This window comes from Paenibacillus sp. JDR-2 (assembly GCF_000023585.1).
Classification (GTDB): domain Bacteria; phylum Bacillota; class Bacilli; order Paenibacillales; family Paenibacillaceae; genus Pristimantibacillus.
Genome location: NC_012914.1, coordinates 225,482 through 249,347 on the forward strand (window position 1 = coordinate 225,482; position 23,866 = coordinate 249,347).

Below are 23,866 nucleotides of genomic sequence, written 5' to 3' on the forward strand. Positions count from 1 at the left end.
TTGAATAAGGACAAAAACCGGAAAGCCTTGCGGCTGCGCGGTTTTTGTCTTTTTTTGTCCCTTTCTTTCATTAATCTTTTATTCGGGCCTAATAGACTAGAGACTGAAAGCTCGATATCTGTCTGCCTGCGGCAGTCCGGTCATAGAGCAAGGTTAAGGGTAGTGCAGAGAAAGGGGATTGCAACATGGGAATAAGGAAATTCGGATCCAAAATAAAAACCGCGCTCGCGGTAGTGCTCATAGCCAGTCAGATCGCTGGTCTAATCCAGCCTGGACTTGGCAGCTCCGCATCGGCAGCGGGGGCGCTTCCGGCTGCATTGCCCGGTGCAACCGCCACGGATATTTCCGGGCATTGGGCGGAGGAAGAACTGGCCGAATGGCAGCGCCTGGGGTTAATTAACGGCTTTCCGGACGGCACTCTCCGACCGGACCAGGTTATTACGCGCATAGAGTTTGTCGCCCTGGCGAACCGGCTGCTCGCGTATAAAGGGGTAGGCAATACGGCATTCTCGGATGTCCCCGGCAACGCATGGTACTCTTCCGAGGTGCAGGCGGCCGTTCAAGCCGGCTATATCAACGGGTTCCCCGACGGGACATTCCGGCCTGTCCAACCGCTCTCGCGGGTGGAAGCGGCGGTGATGCTGGCGAAGATTGTTCCCGTTGTTGAACGGGACGGGGTCCATTCGCTTGATGCTTACAAGGATCATGGAAGTATTCCCGGTTACGGCCAAGCCTCGTTTGAGGCGTTAATCGAGCATGGTTATATTCAAGGCTTCTCCGATCGGACGGTTCGCCCGGCTCAGCAGATGACGCGGGCCGAAGCTGTCATCATGCTGAATCGGATTCGCCAGCAGTCCAGTGTCGGCGAATCGGGAGGTATCGTTCCGGCAGCACTTAATTTGTCGGAGGCGGGAACGTACGGACCGGAAGCCGGTACCTTTACCGTCGCCGGAGATCTCGTCGTCGACGTGCCGGGAGTTACGCTTCGCAACCTTGCGGTCAAGGGGAACCTGACCATTGGGGAAGGTGTAGGAGAAGGTGAAGCCTTCCTCGATCATGTGAAGGTAAGCGGAAGCACGTTTATTCGCGGAGGCGGAGTAAATAGCGTGCATCTGGACGATTCCGAGCTTGGAACCGTCGTAATCGAGAAGAAGGACGGCAAGGTTCGCGTAGTCGTCTCCGGAACGACGGTCGTCGAGCAGATGGACGTAAAGTCGAATGCTTCCGTCGAATCAAACGGCGGGATAGGGGGCATTACGATTACGGCGGCGGGAGAAGTGCTGCTTAGCGGCAAGTTCACAAAAGTCGAATTAGCCGGCGAAGTCAGCGTTATCGTGTCTTCGGGCACCGTCAAGAGCTTAATGGTAAGCAAGGAAGGCGGCTCTTCGACGATCACGTTAAACGCCGGCGTGCAGGTAGAGAACATGGAGCTTCACGGTACCGCCAGCGTTAAGGGCAAAGGCGGGATCGCGAAGGCGCTTGTCGACGCGCCGGACGTCTTATTCGAGACGGCACCAAGGATGATTGAGACAACAGACCGAGCCGGCGGTTCCGGCGGCGGAGGCGTACCAATCGGCGGTGGCGGCGAGACGCCTTCGACAATAAGCGTGACCGCGGAAGCGACGGATGCAACCGCCAGCGGTTTCCGCCTGCTCCTCAATCCGGCCGTGCCGGGATTGACCGCATCCGGCATCGGGGTGACGGATTCATCCGGCGCCAAAGCAGCCATCGCCTCGGCCGTCACCTTGACGGGAGGCAGCACGTTCCGGGTCGCGGCGGGCTTGCGGGAGGGCGAGACGTACACGGTGCGTCTGACGCTTACGGGGTACAGCTTTGGCGATGACATAAAGTTTACCGTTCCGGAATCGACTCCGGAATTGGTAACGGCATCCGTCAGCGGAATAAGCGCATCCGGCTTTACCGTCTCGTTAAGCGGGGCTGTGCCGGGAATGACCGCGGACAACTTCTCGCTGACGAAGAGCGGAACGGGCGGACCTGTGGACGTTGCAGAGGCGCAAACGGCGGATGGAGGGCTAACGTATGCCGTGTCGGCTTTGCTGGAAGAGGGGGCGACATACTCGCTTTCTCTACGCCAATTGGGCTATAGCTTTGGCGATCCGGCAACCGTGTTTGTACCCGTTACGGATTCCGGAACCATTCCGGTGGAGGCTAGCGTAGGCGCAATCGCGGCATCCGGCTTTACGGTATCGTTCGGAGCGCCCGTTGCGGATATGACTGCGGACAACTTCTCGCTGACGAAGGAAGGCGGCGAGGCCATTGCGATCTCGGATGCTGTGACGAGTGACGAAGGCAGAACGTATGCCGTCTCCGCGGAGCTTGAAGCGGGATATGTCTACACGCTTGTCATCGGGAAGCAGGGCTACAGCTTTGGCGCCGCGCAAACCTTCTCGCTGCAAGGGGAAGAGAAGGTGGTCGTGTCGGCGACGGTAAGCAATGCTTCCGTGAGCGGATTCCTTCTGACGATGGACAAGGCGGTATCCAATCTGGATGCGCTCAACCTTAACCTGGTCGATCAAGACAACCAAGCGGTTAGCATCGATATGCTTAGCGCCGTCGTTGTTGGCAAGCAATACGAAGTATGGGCAAGTCTCGCCAAGAACAAGGCGTATTCCCTGTCCTTGAACAAAGAAGGCTACGCGTTCAACCAGCCAGCTGAAGTTGAGGTGGAGCCCGTCGAGATTCCAACGACGGTCGGCTTGGTGACGCACGGGGGTTTCAAGCTCACGTTCGCGAGTCCGGTGTACGGGCTGACGCCCGACCAGTTCTCGCTGACGGATCCAAGCGGAACGCCTGTAGCCGTCGGGAGCTTCCAGCTGGCCGCAAATGCGAAGTCCGCCATGATTACGGCCGATCTGTCAAAGGCGGGCATCTATGCCTACCGGTTTGAGACGGATGAGGCAAAGTATGATGAAGGCACGATTCATGTACCGGAAGCGATCGCCATCGGAAAATACACGACCTTCGAAGGTTATTCGGGCGGTTATACGGGGCTGGTGGTGCACTTTGAGCAGCCGGTACCCCATTTAACGGTGGATGCGTTCGCGGTGACGAGTCTAGCGGGCACGAAGATCCTCCTTGATTCTATCGCAACGGAGGATGAAGGAAGAACGTACAAGCTTGCCACGTCGGGGCTTAACTCGGGAGGGCCGTTCAAGCTTGCGATCGCGGCTGGCGGCTACGACTTTGGAGAGCCGGCAACGCTCATTAACCCAACCCTTAACGTGTGGGGAGCCGGACATCTTCCAACCCAGTTCATGGCCGGCCTGAACCCGAATGTATCCGGTTTGACCGCGGACAACTTCTCGGCCCAGGATTCGGCGGGCAACGACGTCCCGATTCTCGACGCGAAGTACGACACTACTTATCGGATGTATATCGTTTCCTTCGGCGGTTCCGGCGGCAATGATTATACGGTGTCCGTCCATGCGGACGGCTACGATTTCGGCGCGCCGAAGAAGATACACGTCTACAGCCAAAGCGACGTCTCGAACGTAACAACCTCCGGCTTTACGCTGGCGCTCGTGCCTTCCGTGCTGATCAATACGACATACGGGTTCCATCTGACGAAAACCTCCGGCGAACCGGTGACGATTCAGTCGGTAAGGACGGAAGATCAAGGAGGAACGTATGAGATCAAGGCGGATCTGTCGCCGGGCGATTACTTCCTCCACGTCGATGCCGATCTGGATTCGAACGGCTTCTATATCAGCGTTCCGGCGGTCGCGACGCTGTCCGTCGATCAGATATCGAACGGCGGCCTTACGGCGAAGTTGAATTATCAGGTCGATAATCTGAACGCGAGCAGCTTCAGTCTGACGAATATCGATACGGGCGAACAGGTGGGCATCGCATCGGCGGTTACGGACGATCAAGGCGGCTCGTACCGGTTAATCGCGAATCTGCCGGCAGGGCATTACAACCTGAAGCTGAACGGCCACTTGCCGGAAGAAGGCGTCGGCTTCCAGGTTGGCGATACAATCAACGCCGGAGCCGCAACGGTGTCTAACGTGTCGGCGACGGGTTTCGACCTGACATTCGAGAACGGCGTTGCCGGTCTGCTTCCGGCAAATCTCGATCTGCGGGACGAGCAAACCAACAAGATCAGCGGCATTAAACTGACGACCAACGATAACGGCCTTTCTTATCGCGTCAGCGCAACTCTTGCCGCCAATACAAACTACACGCTCTCATTGCAGAAGGATTACGTCGTCTTTGATTCGGCGATCGCTTTCCGCGTCAAGCCGGTGGTCAAAGGTACCGTAACGGACGTGAAGAACAACGGGCGTCTCATTCTTCGTTTCAGTCCGGCGTTCCCGGAGGTCGAGAACTACTTGGGCTTGTCCATCACGGATCCTGACGGGCAAGTTATCATGCCCAACTACTTCGAGTCATCGGACAGCGGGGCAAGCTATGAGATCCGCGTGCCTAACAACGGTCTCAAGCCGGGCGTGACGTATACGATCCGCCTCAACCACGATAGCTATGCCATGGAGCCGGTCAGCTTCACGCTGCCGGGACTGCTATCCGTAACCGAGGCGGCTTCGTCGGGCTTGAAGGTCAGCTTCGAGACGCCGGCAGCCGGACTCACAAAGGCGAACTTTATCGTCAAGAGCAGCTCGGGCGAGACCTATACGATGTCATCCGTCGCGACGAATGACGGCGGGTTGACCTATACAATCGCAGGCAAGCTGACGGAAGGAAAAACGTATACCCTTCAATACAAGCCAAACGATTTGAAAATGAGCGTCGATCCGGTGCCGTTTGCGGTGACGAAGACGGTGACCGCAACGCTCAGCGCTATTTCGGCGGGAGGCATGAAGGTCACGTTCAGCTCCAAGGTTCCGGATCTGCAATTGCTGCAGCTTCGCATAGCCAAGGGCGGGGTCGAATATCCGACGGATTATTACTGGCTGAAGACAACGGATGGCGGGTTCAGCTATCAGGTCACCTTTAACGGTTTGTATCCGGGCAATGATTACACGCTGAATCTGGCGAGAGAGGAATACAAGCTGGCCTCTCCAATCTCGTTTACGATTCCTTCGGACAGGACGCTTAAGCTGTATAGCACGACGGAAACGCAAATCATTATCGATGCCGGCGTTACCGGATTAACGGCGGATCAATTCGAGCTTTTCGACAGCAAGGGGCAAAAGGTTGCCATTACGGTCACGCAAAATGACAGCTCAACCGCCTTCTATGTTTTGACGGGCGCATTTGATATCAATCAGACGTATACGCTTAAAGTGACTCATCCCGAATATACGTTTGCTCCGCTTGCCGTAGGCTTCAAGATCGAAGTGTCAGCCTTCGTATTCGCCTCCCAGAACGGATTCAAGCTGCTTCTGTGGCCGGGCGTAGAAGGACTTGAGCCTTCCGACTTTACGGTGACGGACGACCAGGGCGGTACGGCGGCGGTTACCTCCTTGCAGACGGCGGATTCCGGCTGGACGTATTATGCAAAGGTACCGCTCGCAAGCGGCAAGAACTATAAGGTCGCGATTGCGGACAAAGGGCCGTACAGGTTCAAGTTCGCGTCCAACCAGTCCATTTCGCTCAACACGAACGGGGTATCGGTCGACGAACTAACGCTGAAGGGATTCCGTTTGATTTTCGACAAGCCGGTTTACTTGTACGCGGGCGACATCGGACTCGTAGACGAGAGCGGACAAGAGGTCAACATTCGTTCCTTCTACTCTTCGGACGGAGGACTCTCCTTCTACCTGGATGCGGCGCTGGAAGCGGGCAAAAATTATACGCTCCGGTTCAATAAGATCGGATACGACTTCGGCGGGGGAATTCCGTTGTCCGTCAGAAGCGTCAAAACGACGTTCGAGGGTATGGAGAGCGGCAACAATAACGCGTTCACCTTGAGCTTTGACCAAGCCGTGCCCGATCTGAAGCCAAGCGACTTTACGATTAGGCGATACGGACAAAAGGCACCTATTCCCGTACTCAACGCAACAACCGAGGACGGGGGCCTCACCTACCGAATCGAATCCAGCTTCTGGGGCTCCGAGACCGTTACGGTGCTTCCGTCCAGGAACGGGTATGATTTCGGCGGAGCCGTTCAAATTCTGGTTCCGACAATCGTTAGACCAATCGTACTGAGAACGGGAGCCAACTACGTAGATATTGGCGTTAACCCTTCCGTCCCGGGGCTTCAGACCAAGGACTTTGTCGTCAAGAATGGCGACGGGCAGACGCTTGCGTTGACTTCCGCATCCTCTTACGACGGAGGGCAATCCTATCGGTTAACGGGATCGTTCATTGGCGGCGGTACGTACACAATAGCTCTGAACCATGCGGGCTACGACTTCGGCCGGGAGAAGCTTACCGCTAAACTGGCAAAAGCCGTAACGATCGAAGCGGCGGAGATCGGCGAGTCGGGAATAACGATCCTGTTAAACCCCGGAATCGCAGGCCTGGCTGCGGGGAACTTCTCGCTTCGCGACAATTCCCATCAGGCTATCCCTATTCAAGGAGTCGAGGAATTTAACGACGGCAAGGCCTACCGAATCCGTGCCGAACTTACGCCCGGCTTGACGTATTCGGTTACGGCGTCGGCTACAGGCTTTGAATTCGGTATGTCCGCGTCGGCGAAAGTGCCGATTCCCGTTACCGTCGCCTATGAAGAAGTATCGACGGATGGCCTCACCGTTAACTTTGGCAACATGGCGATTCCGTTGTCTCAAAGCAGCTTTAAGCTGATCGACGAGCGGGGGAAAAACATTCCGGTCGACTCGGCTGTGCCGATTGACGACGGTTCGGATTATGTTTTGAAGGCGGACTTGCCTTACGGACATACGTATAGCTTGAGTATTGCCGCCGACGGGTATGACTTTGGTGCCGGACAAGCTTTCTATATGAAGGAGCCGGTGACCGTCACCGCCCGGAATGCCATGCAGACGGGCTTCACGTTGAGCTTTGATCATGCGGTCAACCAGTTGACGGCAGCCAATCTTTCGCTCAAGGACGGCAGCCATGGCAACCCGGTTGTTATCCAATCCCTGACGACTTCCGACAATGGGCTGACGTACAAGGCGAACGTTGGGCTGACCGTCGGGGAGACTTATACTCTTGCGCTTTCATCGTCAACCGTCGACTTCGGTTCACCTTTCGAGATTAAACCGCAGACTATGATTACAGTCGCTCTCTCGGGTATCGGGACTACGGGCTTCGATGCGGCCTTCAGCGAGCCGGTCCCGAATCTTCAGAGTATGGAAACATCGCTGGTTTCGGGGGACGGCACGGTTAATCCGGTGAGATGGGTTGCCCAGTCGAACTCCAATAATACCCGTTACCAGGCACAGGCCGCACTCGCTTACGGCGTCGAATACACGCTTACGATCGAGGGAACGGACCGCGCGTTTGAGGTTCCGGTTAAATTCGTAATGCCGATCGAGGCAACCAGCAAGGTAACGGGCGTCTCCGACAGCGGAATCTCGATTGAGACAAGCAGGACGGACATTCAGCTTGCGCCTTCGGATATCGAGCTTTCGACCTCGGATGGCGATGCGGTTCGAGTTAGCGCCGTTGTTCCGGGGGAAAAGGCCGGAACGTTCACGATTAGGGCGGCACTGGCGCAGGGCAAGACGTACTCGCTGCGCATTAACAAGTACACGTACCATTTCGGCGCGGCGGCAAATGTGTATATTCCTTATCAGGTCAGCGCTAAGATCGTCTCCATGAATGAAGGCGGATTGACGATTAGCCTGTCGAAGCCGGTTGCCGGCCTCGATGTGAAGCTGATCTCCTCCGCCAACGGGAGCGACTACGCAGGCAAGGTTACCGCTGTAGACGAAGGCCTCACGTATGTAATCGAAGCGGCCCTGTCCTATAATAAGGCGTTTACGCTAAAACTTAGCAAGCCCGGCTATGAGTTCGGGGGCGACCTGGCGGTTAACAATGCAAGCTCTCCTCCGCGGGTGGCAACGGCGGTAACAAGCGTTGACGGCAAGAGCATTACGCTTACCTTCGACAAGCAGCTGTCCTCCACGGAGTGGAGATCGGTGTTCTCGGTCAAGATCAATTCGCAATGGCAGAGCAACATCCTGTCCGTCCTTGGTACCGATAAGAGACAAATCGTGCTGACTTGGGATGGCAAGGTAATCGATGCAAATTCGACCGTGACGGTAGCTTCCAGCAGCGTGAATCGGGTGTATGGCGTCAATCTGACCTATATGGCGCCTTTCGAGGAAATCGCAGTGACGAATGTCACGACAATGATGGGAATGATTCAAAGCTATGCATACAGGGAAGATCTCGAATACCCGGCATCGTATCCGGCGCAAGTGCTTCACGGTCAATACGGTCTGACTTCGTCCGAGGCGGCCCGCAAGCTTATGGAAGGCGGGTTCAAGAGCGTTGTTCTCTACCGGGCGGTCATAAAAGAATACCGTTTGGAAGGCGTCCAGGTTGCCGAGCTGCTCCATTCGATGAATGCGGATGCGTCGACGGTATACGACGTCTACCGCACCGTATATCCTTACGGCTTTGACGGCGCCACGGCTGTCGCCGAATGGAGCGCAGCGGGATATTCGGCACTCGAATACGGGCCGGTTCTGCAGCGGATGGGCCTCTCAAGCCGGAACGCGGCACTCGCCCTCAAGAAAGCCGGGACAACCGCAAACGATGCCGCGCAGATTCTGGGCTCCGTCTTCAACGAGACTAGCGGCGCATCAGCCGCGTTAATGAAGACCGCTGCCTATAAACCAAGCGAAATCGCGGCCGGCATAAAATCCGCTTACGCGCTTGATGTCCCACACACGGTTCAAGCGATGGCGGAAGGCGGACTGGCGGTAAACGATATCGCTGCAGTCGCACAATCTCTATATGGCGAGGATGCGGTAACCAATGCCAAGCTGCTGTCCGGAGCCGGGTTCAGCGCTTCGGCGGTTGGGGCCGCTCTAGCGCAATTATACAGCTACGAGAACGATAGCCAAGCTTTGGACGTCTTCCTCGGGGCCGGGTTCAGCGCAACCGATTCTTATGCGATTCTGCGCAACGAGTATCCTCGCGAAGCGATCGTTTCGGGGCTTCTGGAGAGAGGGTACCCCGCCAAGGAAGTTGGAGGAGCCGTTCATTCGGCTGCCGACGGTGCCGGGGTAATGATTAGCGTAATGAAGAGCAGGGGTAGCACGGATACGGAGATTACCCAGCTCGTCAAGGACGTTTGGTTGTCCTCGGGAGCAGCATTAAGCAGTATTCTTGCGGAATTCGCAGGAAACGGATATACCTACGAGCAGCGCGCCGCCTTGCTGCGGCAGCAATTCGACGCGGACGTCGCAACGGCGGCCGGCGCCATGGATGCGAGCTTGAACAACGGCACGCGCGGCAACATTTACAAGTACATGCTGGCGGGAGGTTACGATCCTTCGGAGCTGATGTTCTACTTTATGAGCAGCGGGGTCAACCACTTTGAAGTGTACAGGCAGTTTAGGCTGGCAGGCGTGTCGACCGTCGATGCCCTGCAAAGCGTATACGATGCCAAGCTTCGGAGCAATGCGGCGTTTGGATTGAAAGACGCCATGGAGGTCGTGCTGAGCTATTATAGCCGTCCTGCTTCGGCCGCCGAAGCAATCTCGGCTCTGAAGACGGTATTCGCCCAAGACGGCAGCGTTACGCTGGATGCCGTTACCCTGGCTGCGGCATCAAGTAATTATTGGAACAAAGTAGATATCGCTAAGGCTCTTAAAGATCAGTTAGGTTTAACGCTTAAAGATTTTATGGACCTGGAAGGGTCAGGCGGATTCTCGAAGTTCGGCTGCCCATGTTCGGCGGTAACGGCGGTCCGGGATTCGCTCTACTTGTTCCCGGGGCTTACGATTCAAGACATTACCGCCGCAATGAGCATGTCCAGCGCGTACAGCCTTCGGGACGTGGTAGACGCGAACTTCGAACTGAACAACTCGCAGTACGGGCGCGACAAGAACGCTGCTAGTCCGTATGTCTTGTCGGCCCTGAAAAATTCGGGGTATGCCTTCGAGGATATAGCGGCGGAGTTCGATCGCTTGGGACTGAATAATTGGATCGCGGCCTTCAGCAGGAACGGAATCGCAGCCAGCGACGTTGCCGCTTATTTGAAGAGCATAGCCGTTACGGCCCCGGATGCGGTTGTTCGGCTCGCGCCTTACCCGCTGAAGGATCGCGCGCTTGTCCTTCGCGAGGTATACGGGCTTGGCTCCGCCGATGCGATAGCAACGCTGGTTGCCAAGGCGAACGAGGATAACGAAGATATCGGCCGGGCCGTCGCATGGGCTTACGGAGGCAATGCGATTCAATTATGGGTTCAGACCCTTCGTCAGCAAGGGGGAACGGCGACCTCCATCATGAACACGATTCTCGCCCGTTATCCGGGCTATCGCGATGCCGGCACGATCGGACCGATTCTTATCAATGCCGGATTCTCGCAGGATGAAGTGATGGAGGCCATGATCACGATCGCCTATCGTTATTACGGCGTCATTCAGCTCAAAGACACGATTCGCGTGCTTCAATCCCTGTATTCCCAGCAGCAAGTTTCGATTGGCCAGCTTCTGAAGTCGGCTTCGCTGACGACGCCGGAGAGCGGGATCGAGTTCCTGTCGTATGCCGGCTACAAGTTGCCCGATATCGCGGGAAGCTTGAAAACTTACTACGGCTTGACCGCTGGAGAAGCATCGGCGCTTCTCGTCAAGAAGTATCCAAACGACAAAAAAGAGATCATAGCTCTTCTGGCTAAACTATACGGGCAGAATGTCTCCGCAACGATGGCGGAAATGCTGGAATCGGCGGGAATTACGGCCGCGGACGGCGCGCTGGACTACTTGCGCTACGAAGGGTTCGGCATTCAGGAGCTTGCCGCCTTGTTCAAAGACCGGTTCGACTGGACGGTTGGCCAGACGGCATGGGCGTTCAGCCAGAGGAACATGGGAGGCACCAAGAACGTTCTCATAACGGCGGTTGCGGCTGCTTACGAGCTTCCGGCGGAGAAGGTTATCTATGAGCTTCTCCTGGCGTCGGGAACGAATACTTACGCGGGAGCGGTCTCCTTCATCTATCAGGCTCCATTTAGTCTGGCGACCAGCGTCAAGGTTGCCAAGGACGGCTACGGCATCTCATCCGGAGAAGCGTTAAATGCTCTGCTGGGTACATCGTATTATTCGAAATCGGATGTTGTCGCTGCCGTCGCTGACGGATACGGCACGCCGCAAAGGACGAGCATTGTGGATTCGCTGAAGTCCAAAGGATTCGACACGCTGGCAAGCGCGGTTACGTTCTTGGGCCAAATGGGCTTTGGGTTGAACGACATTGCCCGGGTCGGCAAAGATTATTACCAATTGACTGCCGGAGACACCGCGGCCGCTTTGAACGGTTTCTATAATTCGGATGATATTCAAATAGCCGTCGCTTCCGTGTACGGGCAAACGATGACGCAGACGATGCTCGACACGCTGACCGCCATGGGCAAACCGAATTACTCGGACGGCATCCTCGAGATGTTAAAGCTTCAATATGCTTTGCCTGACATCGTGCTGGCAGGCAGAGACTATTATTCTCTGAGCGCGGGAGACGCGACCTATGCGCTCCTCGAGTCGAAAAAATTCACGACGGCGAACGTTCTGGCGACCGTAGCCGAGTATTATGGTAAGCCGATTACCGAAAGTATTGAAGACCTGCTGGGCAAGAGCGGAATTACCGGCATTGGAGACGCGGCACTGCTTCTTCGGTCGATGGGATACTCGCTGCAGGACGTAGCGGGAATCTCCATGACGTATTACGGAAATTCTTCGCAGGCCACAATTGACGCGCTCGCCGCGCTTGGCTCCGAGAACAAAGAAATTATCGAATGGACAGTGAGGAACGTATACGGCGAAGCATCCGGAGGAGCTTCCGGCTCCCTCACGCCTGCTGAAGCGCTGGAGAAAGCGGGCATTACAGAAGGTGCCGCGGCAATCGACTATCTGTGGAACGCAGGGTATACCGTGCTCGAGATCACCCGATTCCTGAAGGAGTTCCACGGCAAGCCGGCCGCAGAAGCGGCCGGAATGCTGCTTGCGAATCCGTTGCTTGACCAAACGGCCGTCTTGTACGGCATGAATGGCGTATACGGCTCCGCTTATGACAAAGCAATGATTGACGAGTTTAAGAACGCCGGGGTATTCGATACGGCGGAAACGGCCGCGCGGATGCTTGGCAATAGCGGTTACCGGATGTCTTATATCGCGGAGACGATGAAGGAGAGCTATGGCAAAACGTATGCGGAGACGCATGAGATTCTAACCGGTCTAGGCTTGTATACGGCTTCCGCCATCGAGAAGACCATCGCGCAGGTGTACGACTCGGTAAGCACGTCTTCCGGCACGCTCAAACAATTGTTGGACTTATACCGAATTACGACTAAAGAGAGCGCCATTACGTTTATGAAGGAGCAAGGGGTTAAGGTGCTGGACATCGTTCAATATTTGAAGGATGTTTACGATCTGGATGCCGACGAAACGATGGAGCTGCTTGTTCCGTACTATCCGGGATCCGATCTTGGCCTGGCTGTCATTGAGGTCTATTACAGCGACAACAGTATTTATTACGTCACGCAAGTGATCTCGGGCGATGGGGATACGCCAAGCACGGTCGTCAACGCGATGAAGGGCAAATTCACGAATGCGCAGCTTGCCCTTGCCTTGAAAGTGATGTTCCGGTTGGACGCATTAGGGGTTACCGACGCGATGACTAGCGGAGGAATTGCAGTCGAAGCGGTTCGTTCCGCCGTAACCAACGTATTTGGGGCAGATCCGTTGTTCGCTTACCTGAAGCGGATGAAGGACAATGGCAAGACCGCGTACGACATTGCGGTTGAACTAAATCAACGCGGTCTGCTTGAGGCGAATCCGGCGGTTTATCTGGTTGACTTGCTGCAGCAGCTTGGCTATGACAACGGGACCATTCTGCAGGTGAGGTACCTCTATTACAACACGGGGCGCTTCAACGAAGGCACCGAATCGGAGCAGGGGGCCCAGTTGGCCCAGCTAGGCGTAACCTCGCCGAAGGATATCATTCTGGCTCTGAAGAAGTGGACGATGCCGACGTATAAGGTATACAACATCGTTAGAGCCGCTAATCCGAACGCGAAGGCGGAGGAAATCGCCCTGGCGATGAAGGACTATGGCTACTGGAATGCCGTGGATATCGTTACCGGGGTAGGCGCCTTAGGGGAGAAGACATCTTCCCTCGCCGCGAAATTCATGAGATTGGGGTTAAACGCGCAGCAAGCGATCAGGTATGCGAACGATCTGACTTACGGACACATGGTCCGCAACATGATTGCCAACGGTTATCCGATAACCGACTATTTCCAGTACTTATCGATATCGGGAAGCAGCTCGGCCGGGGATGCCATTGCGGCCTTCCGGGAAGGAGGCTACAGCGCCAGCGATTTGGCGAAGCTGATGTCCGGTTACAAGAATATGGACTACTACTGGATAGCCCGATACTTGTACGATGGAGGGTTCACATCCATCAGCGAAGTGGGTAAAGCTCTTCTGGCTGCGAATTGTCATCCAAGGTGGCTCATCTATTACATGGATGAAGTCGCCGACTGGACAATCGAAGGAATCGCCAAGGAGCTCCATGATTCGGGAGTGCTCTCCCTTGTCGAACTGGTGGATCCCATCCAGTATGCGAACGGCAACCGCTGGGACAACACGTACTCGATTCTCCGCGGAATCTCGCAGAAGGAAAGAACGGCCTACTACGATGCTCTGGACTCGGTAAGCCGCAAGCTTCTGAGCGACAATGACATTGCAATGATCGTCATGGCCAGTACATTGCGATACGCGAATGTCAGCCTGACCAACGTAGCCGAACAGCTTCTGTACACCGAGCATGAAAGGGATCTTCTGACCGCAATCAAAATTATGGTATACGCCGGCTTTAATCTCGGCGATGTTCTCTCGACGATGTGGGACGTGTACCGGGATATTATCGGCGTTACCATCCTCAAGGCCATGGTTGCGAAGACTGCCTCGAGCTTTATAACGGACTTCAAGCAATATTACGATATGGCGACTCGGCTTTATAGAATTGTCAATTTAACGGTTAAAATGACGTAAGCCTGACTCCAAGAAGGAACTGTCCCCGGTCTGCATGACCGTTAGGGGCAGTTTCTTTTATTTTCATGTAATTCCCACCCTCCGTTTCCCGCATGCCAAGGAGGATAAATCCTCCTGACAGAGAATATTGTCTTGTCCCATACTTGTTGTGAGGTGATGAAGTTGCGAGGCAAACGCTTGTTTAAGTCACCCGGAACGGCTTATAAGAAACCCGGCATCCTGTCCATGCTGCGCAACCGGTTTTTGTTCTCCTCCCTTCGCAAGCGCATTATGGTGTTATTGACTATCGGCTTTGTAGGCTGCGCCATTCTGATGGCCTCCGTCTCCTACAATGCGATTTACACGATGCAGCACGATAAAATCAAAACCTCTATGGCATTTGATCTGTACCAGCAAACAACCAAGCAGAATCAAATGTACAATAACCTGCTCCAGGTTACCCAACAGATGACGCCGGAAGGCACGGTCGGCCATCTGATGGAGACGTACGTCTCCACCGCGGACATTTATAGTCAGCGTCTTCTCTCGCGCGATATCTCCTATAACATTGGTTTAATTACGTTCTCGAACCCGGCTATGCAGCTGGTGATGTACTATAACGAAGCAAACGGACAAGCCGCTTTAACGAATCTGCCGGTGCGCGCGGACTTTAAGCTTGAATCCTTGCCGGATGTTGCCGGTATGGGGGAGCTGAGATACCAGTCCCCGCATAAATCCCTATGCCGGTTCAGCGATGACCTGGTGGTCTCCGTCACCCGGGAAGTTACCTTTTCGGACGGAACCAAGCTTGTTGTCTACGTGGAAGCCAAGACCGATATTCCGACGGATATGAGCTCGGTTACCGAGAGTTTGAAAATGCCGTATTCGCTTGTGTTTACCGATCCCGAAGGTTACGTGACCTATAGCAGCAACGAGGCTGCATTCAAAGCGGGCCAGCACCTGGAGCTTAAGGGTCAATCGGGCACGACGGACGAATACGTCTGGAACCGGATGACCGGTGATTACGGCTATGACATTACGATGCTTCTGCCGGTCTCTTATTACAACCATGAGCTTTACACGTGGAAAAATCATATGTATTGGATTCTCGCCATCGCCCTCCTGATGATGTTTATGCTTACGCTGGTGCTGCGGCGGCTCATTAACCGGCCGTTCCGTCTGATCGAGAAGGAGATGAGGACGTTTGGCAAAGGATACATGGGAACCACGCAGTATCATACGGGAATCGACGAATTCGACCGGATTTTCGACCAGTTCAACATTATGAAGCGGCAGATTCAGAAGCTCATTATCGACGTGGAGCAGAAGGAAAAGCGCCGGCATCAGCTGGAGATCGAAAAGCTCGCCTACCAGATTAACCCGCATTTCTTGATGAATACGCTTAATTCGGTGCGTTGGCTGGCGGTTATGCATAAGCAGGAAGAAATCGAGAAGTTTATCTCCTCGCTTATTATTCTGCTGAACTACAACCTGGGCAAATCCGAGGAAAAAGCGACTTTCCGATCAGAAATTCAGGTCATGAGAACCTATCTGGAGCTGCAGCAGATGCGGCATGATTTCGAAGTGAAGCTGGATATTGCCGAAGGGACTTATCTGGACAGCCCGGTCGCAAGGTTTATCCTGCAGCCTATCGTGGAAAATGCCGTCTGTCACGGCCTCGATGACAACGGTATGCTGGAAATCAGCGTTGTGCCCGATGAGGCGGCGCAGATGGTGCGCATTACGATCCGCGACGACGGCAAGGGGCTTAGCCAGGAGACCCTGGCCTTGCTGCAGCGCGACACGCCCGACCAGCAGCAGACGGGCTGGGGAATTGGACTCCGTTATGTCCGCTCCATGCTGGAATCCTCTTATGGCCATAAAGCCCGTATGGGTATAGATAGCACGCCAAATCAGGGCACGACGGTTACGTTAACCCTTCCTTTTCTCGAACAACGAAAGGAGAGAGCCATGTGATTCGCGTATTAATCGTTGACGATGACAAGCTTGCCCGCAAAGGCTTCATTTCCATTATGCCGTGGTCCAATCATGACATGGTTGTCGTTGGAGAGGCGGCGAACGGCGCGAAGGCGCTTGAGTTCATGGAGCAGCATGAGGTGGATCTCATGTTCGTCGATTTGTCCATGCCCGTCATGTCGGGCATGGAGCTGCTTCAGGTGACGAGGCAGAGATTCCCGGGTCTTCGCTCCGTTATTCTGTCGTTTCATGAGGAATTCGAGAATGTGCAGACCGCTTACCGCATGGGCGTGCTCGATTATATATCCAAGGTGCGTCTGGAATCGGAGGATGACGAGCAAATTTTGAAAAGGATTCAGCTGCAGATGACAGGAGCGGCAACGCAACAACCGTCCGGCCAGCCTCCATCGGCCTTGAATCCGGCGCACGCGCCCGAGCAAGACGTCCGTACGCAGGAGGAGGAAGGCTGGAGCGGGCTGGAGCGGGAATGGCGCGCTAACTACTGGCTCTACAATGAATCGGTCTTTCAGAGGCTATGCAAGCAGACCGCGCAAGCCAAGGTATCCTTCCGCCGTCTGGAAGGGTTGTTTATGCGCGTATTGTCTCAGCTCGAGACCGATCTCGGGCTCCAAGCCGAGCTAGGCTCCGATGCGGCCGATGTCCGCTCGGCGGTCGAATGGATGCGCGATTTCAGGAAGCGCGTATATGCCCAAGTGGCGGCAACCACCGATTTTACCAATACGACAACAAGCATTCTGAAGGCGGTACTGTTCATTCGCGAGCAGGCTTCGGGTACGCTGCACGCCGAAGGTGTCGCCGATCACGTGCACATGAGCCGCAGCTATTTCAGCCAATGCTTCAAGAGGCTGACAGGCTCGACGTTTAACGATTATTTGAAGCAAGAGCGGATCAGATCCGCCGAGCGCCTGCTATGCGAGACGAATCAGTCCATCGCGTGGGTTGCCCATGCGGTAGGCTACAACGACTCCAAATATTTCTCCCAGCTTTTCTATGAGCAGACCCGTCTCTTGCCGTCCGAGTTCCGCGCGCAATTCATAGGGGGGAAGATTGATTACAATTAATCGAACAAATATCTACCCCCGTTTCTTGATTGAACACAAAACAGGGCACATCCGTCCGACTTTTTTTAAGCGCTTTCATTGTACAATGGGTAAGCAAGGAACGACGAAGAGTTTTAGGAGGGGTTAGATGAAAAGGAATATGGCATTAATGCTTTCTGCTGCATTGCTAGGTGTAAGCTTGACAGCATGTTCTTCTTCCAATGATTCATCAAACAACAATGTGAAAGCGTCTTCAAGCCCTGAGGCAAGTTCTAATGCAACAAGCTCCGAGAGTCCCGCATTGTCCGGGGATGACCTCGCCTTCTCGAAATTCCCCAAACCCGTTGACGTTCACATCGGCATGGTGGTGGACCCGACGGACAAAACGCTGCCGGAAGGCGACAGCGTAAGCAACAACCAATATACGCGTTACTTGAAAGACAAGTACAACATCAACGTGATCGTGGATTGGACTGCCGCTACCGGCAACGACTTCAAGCAAAAGGTCAGCCTGACGATCGCATCGGGCAAGCTGCCTGACGGCATGGTGGTCGACGACCGCTCCTTCATGACGAAAGCCGCAAGTTCAGGGCTGCTGTACGATATTGGCGATCTTTTTGATCAATACGCGTCCAAACAGGTTAAAGATATTATGGCAAGTACCGAAGGCCGCGCCATGGAGAACGCCAGCTACAAAGGCAAAATGGTGTCGCTACCGAACATTACGGTAGACACCGACGGCGTACACGTGATGTGGATCCGCAAGGACTGGCTCGATAAGCTGAGTCTGCCGGTGCCGAAGACGACTGCCGATCTCGAGAAAACAGCTAAAGCGTTTATGGATAACAAGCTGGGCGGGGACAAAACCATTGGTATTGCCGGCCCATCCAAAAACTCGTTCCCGTATTCCACGTTCCTGGTCTCTTCCAACAATATGGCTGGATTTGACCCGATCTTCGGTGCGATGGATGCTTATCCGGGCTACTGGCTCGACAATGGCGACGGTACGGTATCGTACGGAACAACATCCGAAAATACGAAGAAAACATTGGCTTTGCTGGCCGATTGGTATAAAAAAGGTCTTATCGACCCTGAGGTGGGTACCCGCGATAACACGGGGGATCCGATCAACGCGAACCAGACGGGTATTTTCTTCGGACCATGGTGGGCCGGCGGTTACGGCAACGGGGACTCCTTCAAGAACGACCCGACGGCCAACTGGCAGGCTTATCCGGTCTACTCCGATGACGGCAAATGGAATACGCATATGAAAACAACGGGCAGCACGTACACCGTTATCAGCAAAAATGCCAAGCCGGACGTTGTTAAAGCCATTCTGATCATGAACAATGCCCTTGTGCGTGATGAAGCAACCTTCGACCTGTCCGTTGCGGTGGGTTGGTATCCGCTCCGTAACGTAATGGCTGCGGCGAACGAAACGGAATACGAGTATACCGAATTGATGAAAGTTCTGAAAGGCGAGACGGAACCTGAATCTTACAACGTACCGAACAGCTTGTACAAACTGATGTATGCCGATGCGAAAAAAGTAAGAGACGTCGTTAAACCGCCGTATGACGAACTGGGCGTGACTAATTACAGCACGGCTAACTTCGGCGACTTCCAGCGACTCTATTCTCTCTTGATCGGTGACCGTCCGTTTGCAACAACTCCAATCGACAAAAAGGTCTACAGCGTGACTTACAACCAGACCCCAACGATGGAAACCAAATGGGCGAACCTGAAGAAGATGGAGGATGAGACGGTTCTGAAGATCATCCTTGGCCAAGCGTCGCTCGACTCCTTCGATAAGTTCGTGAAGGACTGGAAAGCGCAAGGCGGAGATGAGATTACGGCGGAAGTTGCAGAGCTCTTGAAGAAATAAGGATAAGCAAAGCTTGCGGAAGGCACCTTGCGTTTCGGTGCTTTTCGCAAGCTTTATCATCCATTAGAGTGACAGGAGGTTAGCCGCATGAGGAAATTAGGCCATCAGAAGCACTATTATTTGATGCTGCTGCCGGGTATGGTCTGGCTTGTCATGTTCAGTATTGTGCCTATGTTCGGGATTCTGATGGCATTTCAGAATTATAATCCGGGAAGCGGGCTGTTCAAATCCGAGTGGGTTGGACTTGAGAACTTCAAGTATATGTTTCAGCTGAATGACAGTAAAACCGTAATCAGGAACACCTTAATTATTGCCGTAGGAAAAATCGTGCTTAATCTGATTGTCCCGCTTGTCTTTGCTATATTGCTGAACGAGCTTCGCAACCTGCGGTACAAGAAGCTGGTTCAGACGGTTGTTTATCTGCCGCACTTTCTGTCATGGGTTATCATGTCCACCATTGTTATCGGAATCTTCGGCTATTATGGCGTTGTAAATACAGTCTTCGGTTATTTCGGAGCGGATCCCAAGCTGTTTATGGCGGATGCGGGAATCTTTCGGCAGCTGATCGTAGGCACGGACGTCTGGAAGGAATTCGGATATAACGCGATTATCTATCTGGCGGCACTTACGGGCGTCAATCCTAATCTGTACGAAGCGGCCGCTATCGACGGGGCCAATCGTTGGCAGTTAATCCGGCATGTCACGCTTCCGGCACTGATCACTACGGTCGTCCTGTTAGGGGTCTTAAGTCTTGGCAACGTGCTTAACGCAAACTTTGATCAGGTCTATAACTTGTATAACCCGCTTGTGTATTCGACGGGAGATGTTTTGGATACTTGGGTCTACCGGCTAGGCTTGCAAAATCTTCAATTCTCGCTGGCGACGGCGGCTGGTTTATTCAAGTCGGTCATTAGCTTTGTGCTGATTTATATCTCTTATCGTCTGGCCTATCGTTATGCCGATTACACGATATTCTAAGAGGAGGGCGCTGCTGTGGTCAGGAATACAACATTAGGTTCACGGGCGTTTGATATTGCGAATATCATCCTTCTCGGGCTGCTCGTTATAAGCTGCGTTTATCCGCTGTGGTACACCTTCTGTGTATCCATCTCCGAGAAATCCGCCGCTAACGCGGGTCTGGTAACGATTTACCCGATCGGCTTCTCTTTGACGCCGTATAAGGAAATTATTAACGACAGCATGTTCTTTAACGCTTTCTGGATTTCGATCCAGCGTACCGTGCTTGGCACAAGCTTCGCCCTGCTGATGACGGTATTAATGGCTTATCCTCTGGCACGACCGCAGAAGGATTTCAAAACGCGCAATATATTCATGTGGATCCTGGTCTTCTGCATGTTGTTTAGCGGCGGCCTGATTCCATGGTATCTTACCATTCAGAATTATCACCTGATCGATTCGATCTGGGCGCTGGTGCTAGGCGGCGGGGTACCGGTATTCGACGTGATCCTGATCATGAACTTCTTCCGCAATCTGCCGAAGGAGCTGAATGAAGCGGCGGTTGTCGACGGAGCGGGTCCGTGGTCGGTTCTGTTCCGGGTCTATGTCCCATGCTCGATCCCCGTGCTGGCTGCGGTAGCGTTGTTCATCAGCGTCTACCACTGGAACGAGTTCTTTAACGGCTTGGTGCTGAGTAACACGCAGTCCAGCTATCCGCTTCAGACCTATATCCAGCAGCTTGTCGTTAACATTCCGGTTGGCACGAACTTGACGCCGGAGCAGTACAAGAAGCTGTCCGAGCTGTCCAACCGGACGCTTAATTCGGCCAAGGTATTTATCGCCATGGTGCCGATGCTGGTCGTTTATCCCTTCCTGCAGAAATACTTCGTATCCGGCATTATGCTGGGCGCCGTAAAAGAGTAAAAATTAAAGAACCACATCCTTTGGGGATGTGGTTCTTTAATTTTTTTGCCGGCGATGATTGGAAAAAGCTGCTCGGCACGCCCATAGTTGAATGCTGAGAACGACCAGGTAGATGGGGATGGAGTAGAGGATGCAGTAGCCGTGTTTGTAGTGGAATACGCCAAACTTGACTCCAAGCCATTCGAACAGGATAGCGATGGCTGCCCATACAAGGATATATCCGATGGTTATGATTCCGGATATTCGGAAACGCTCAAACCCATAGATATACAAGTATCCGAAAGGGGCATACATCAGATACGAGATGAAATCAAAAAACTCATAGCTTGATCTATCGCCAACATCGTAAAAGTCGAATGGAGGTATAGCAATCGTATGGTCAAACATAAGCCCTAACGTGACGCTTATAAGCATATTAAAACAGGTCTGCAAGGGAGAGGGCGTTCGCGGCAGCAGCCGATAGAAGGTGAAGCCTACTGTCATCAGCGAGATCACATATAACTCATTGCTATTGAATTGCTGGTCATAAACGATTGATTCCATCATCGAATCCATCCTTCTTTTGAAGCCATCCACTGGAAGACCTTACCGCACAGCAGGGTGTATACCATGACTAGGAGAATCATGAGGGACTCATTAAGGTAATTCCATTCTCTATAAATAAGAACCTGATTCCATCGCAGCTCCATGCCGAGCAGCAGCTGAATGACAAAGGCGTAGACTGTTATACCGATCCGTACGCTTATCTTTGGCGACATGAGAAAAACATTTGCAAAAGCAAGCAGAATAAAGGTTATGGTTAAGTCATTATGCAGAATCAAAGCGATAAAATGCGGGATGTTCTGATTAATTTGGAATAGCTTCATGTTTAAACTGCTAATGGTCAGCTTGTTCGTAAGCACGACTTCAATGGCCATAAATAAAAGGAGGTTGGCCGCAAGCGGCAGCTTAAGGCGCAGATTCATCAGCACTTGAATACAAAACCATGCGTATAGAATAAAAATAACAATGACCACCGGGGACCCTCCTTTCGTATCCAATCCAGTCTGAGGGTAGATTTCCCTTTGTATGTTAAGAATATCCATTGTTAGAATGGATATAGGCAGCTGAAGGCCCGAATTGACAGTGCTGACGGTGAACCACATTTACAAGGGAATGTGGTTTTTGTTATTGGATTTATATTATTATGCAACTAGCAGAGTAAGCGCATATGAAGGCTTAGGAAACTATGAAGGGGAACGGGTTATGGAACAGTTTGATCTTATGAATACGATTATCGAAATCGGAGAAGTAACGTATTTGTTTGAATCCGAGGACTGGCGGCTGGAGCCGCAGGAGATAACAAAACCGACTTTTCTGTTTTTCGAAAAAATTCAGGGGACTTTTATATTGAACGGAGTACCTATTCAACTAAACCGCAAGAGCTCGTTTATGCTCGAGCCGGGCATGACGATAGAAGCACAAAGCGTCGGCGGTCAGGAAGTGAAGCTATATCGCATTACCTTCGAGCTGTTTCAATTATCGGAGAAATCGGCCTCGCATAGAATGTACGAGCTGGCTTCTTTCCCGGTAACCGGCAGTATTCAGCAGGACCAGTACCAGATCCAGAAGCTTGTCTTTGTAATCGCCGAGGAAACCACTGAAGGAAAACGGGATGCGTCATCCGGCAGGTCAGACAGCAAACGGGCTGAGCTGCAGATGTATGAGCTGCTTGAGCTGCTGCTTGGAAGCACCCCGGCCGTGTCGCCTGGCGGCGATAAGCGGGCGATCCAGAAAACCATCCCCTACATGCATCGCGCCTATGATTCCGATATTACGCTCGAGATGCTGGCCGATATGGCCGGGATGCATCCCTCTTACTATTCGCAGATGTTTAAGCAGGAGCTTAATATGTCTCCGATTACTTTCCTTACCCGGATCCGGATGAATCGTGCCAAGGAGGAGCTGCTTCTGACTGGGCGGAAAATGGGTGAGATCGCCAGCCGGGTAGGCTATAAGGATTCCTTTTATTTCAGCCGAAGGTTTAAGGAATATACGGGCTGCGCGCCAACGATGTACAAGGAGTGGCCTAAGCCCAGCATCATTTCCTTGTCGTATGCTTATACGGATCATCTGCTTACGCTTGGCATTACGCCGGTTGCCGCCCAGGTTTATAAGGAAATACCGAATACGACCAGAACGTTGGCTTTGCCTTTTCACGGCTCCGATGTATGGCAGGTCAGCCGTCAGACTTTCCTGGAAGCGAAGCCTGATCTCGTTATCGGCAAGGACAACGTAACTTCGAAGGCCCGGGAATTAATCGGCGATTTGGCTCCGATAGTTACGATTCCGTGGGGCACGCTTCCTGTATTCGAGCATCTTCGCAAAATCGGAGAAACCGTTAATCGGGCTGAGGCGGCTGATGCATGGCTGGCGCAGCATGAGCGGCGGGTGTTGGATGCGCGCAGACATGTGAAAGCCGCCATAGGGAATGCCACGGTTACCATCTGCGTAGTTGGCGACTACGGAATACGCATATACGGCAATCGTAATATAGGACATGTATTTTATGAGTCGCTTGAATTGTCCATGCCTCCACGTCTCAAGCAGGATATGGAAGAGCATGCGGGCGCTAAATTATTCAATTGGAAAGCGATTTCGGCGGATCAGCTGATGGAATACGATTCCGATTATCTACTTGTCGTGCTTCGGTCAGGCGTAATGGCGCGGGAGAATTGGAGACAGCTTGCGACCCATTCCGGTTATCTTCAGCATAAGGCGGTTCGCCGCAATCGGGTTCATTTTCTGGACTGGGACAGATGGGTTGTATACGCGCCAATGTCCATCGACAACCAGCTGGATGAAGCGGTTGAGCGCTTAACGGGCATGCATTAACACGGTAATCTAATAATTCTCCAAACAAAAACTCTTAGAATAGACCATGGACGTCTAATAGGTTCGGCTCTATCATTGATAATGATAATCAATACTGTTTC

At 53.3% G+C, this 23,866-nt stretch carries 9 protein-coding genes; 7 read left to right on the forward strand and 2 right to left on the reverse strand.

From position 1 onward, the window contains the following. Positions 1 to 185: 185 nt before the first annotated feature. The 6 genes from PJDR2_RS01165 (at position 186) to PJDR2_RS01190 (ending at position 20,891) form a co-directional block, all read left to right on the forward strand. Positions 186 to 14,108 (forward strand): S-layer homology domain-containing protein, encoded by a 13,923-nt coding sequence (locus tag PJDR2_RS01165; RefSeq protein ID WP_012772199.1) that lies wholly within the window; start codon positions 186 to 188, stop codon positions 14,106 to 14,108. A gap of 162 nt (positions 14,109 to 14,270) precedes the next feature. Next, entirely contained in the window at positions 14,271 to 16,064 is a 1,794-nt protein-coding gene (locus PJDR2_RS01170; protein WP_041613243.1) for a sensor histidine kinase, read from the forward strand. Beyond that, entirely contained in the window at positions 16,061 to 17,146 is a 1,086-nt protein-coding gene (locus PJDR2_RS01175; protein ID WP_012772201.1) for a response regulator transcription factor, read from the forward strand. The genes PJDR2_RS01170 and PJDR2_RS01175 overlap by 4 nt, the downstream gene beginning before the upstream one ends. 127 nt (positions 17,147 to 17,273) lie before the next feature. Next, positions 17,274 to 19,010, forward strand: a complete 1,737-nt coding sequence (locus tag PJDR2_RS01180; RefSeq protein WP_012772202.1) for an extracellular solute-binding protein — start codon at positions 17,274 to 17,276, stop codon at positions 19,008 to 19,010. Between the two features lie 87 nt (positions 19,011 to 19,097). Then, positions 19,098 to 19,988 (forward strand): ABC transporter permease, encoded by an 891-nt coding sequence (locus PJDR2_RS01185; RefSeq protein WP_012772203.1) that lies wholly within the window; start codon positions 19,098 to 19,100, stop codon positions 19,986 to 19,988. Between the two features lie 15 nt (positions 19,989 to 20,003). Next, on the forward strand, positions 20,004 to 20,891 hold the full coding sequence (locus PJDR2_RS01190; RefSeq protein WP_012772204.1) for a carbohydrate ABC transporter permease: 888 nt from the start codon (positions 20,004 to 20,006) through the stop codon (positions 20,889 to 20,891). Between the two features lie 36 nt (positions 20,892 to 20,927). Here PJDR2_RS01190 and PJDR2_RS01195 read toward each other — a convergent pair whose 3' ends face one another. Continuing rightward, a complete protein-coding gene (locus PJDR2_RS01195) occupies positions 20,928 to 21,437 on the reverse strand; it encodes a hypothetical protein (protein WP_012772205.1) in 510 nt (169 codons plus the stop codon). Further along, positions 21,434 to 21,907, reverse strand: coding sequence for a hypothetical protein (locus PJDR2_RS01200; RefSeq protein WP_012772206.1), 474 nt, complete (start codon positions 21,905 to 21,907; stop codon positions 21,434 to 21,436). The genes PJDR2_RS01195 and PJDR2_RS01200 overlap by 4 nt, the downstream gene beginning before the upstream one ends. Positions 21,908 to 22,136: 229 nt before the next feature. On the opposite strand from PJDR2_RS01200, the gene PJDR2_RS01205 reads away from it, so the two are divergent. Continuing rightward, positions 22,137 to 23,765: a helix-turn-helix domain-containing protein gene (locus tag PJDR2_RS01205; RefSeq protein ID WP_190276173.1), complete on the forward strand. Its 1,629-nt coding sequence runs from the start codon at positions 22,137 to 22,139 to the stop codon at positions 23,763 to 23,765. Positions 23,766 to 23,866 lie beyond the last annotated feature (101 nt).

Bases quoted from the DNA above. Each gene is read 5' to 3' on its own strand.
- PJDR2_RS01180 (WP_012772202.1), top strand. From the start codon at position 17,274: ATGAAAAGGAATATGGCATTAATGCTTTCTGCTGCATTGCTAGGTGTA.
- PJDR2_RS01205 (WP_190276173.1), top strand. From the start codon at position 22,137: ATGGAACAGTTTGATCTTATGAATACGATTATCGAAATCGGAGAAGTA.
- PJDR2_RS01185 (WP_012772203.1), top strand. From the start codon at position 19,098: ATGAGGAAATTAGGCCATCAGAAGCACTATTATTTGATGCTGCTGCCG.
- PJDR2_RS01195 (WP_012772205.1), bottom strand. From the start codon at position 21,437: ATGATGGAATCAATCGTTTATGACCAGCAATTCAATAGCAATGAGTTA.
- PJDR2_RS01165 (WP_012772199.1), top strand. From the start codon at position 186: ATGGGAATAAGGAAATTCGGATCCAAAATAAAAACCGCGCTCGCGGTA.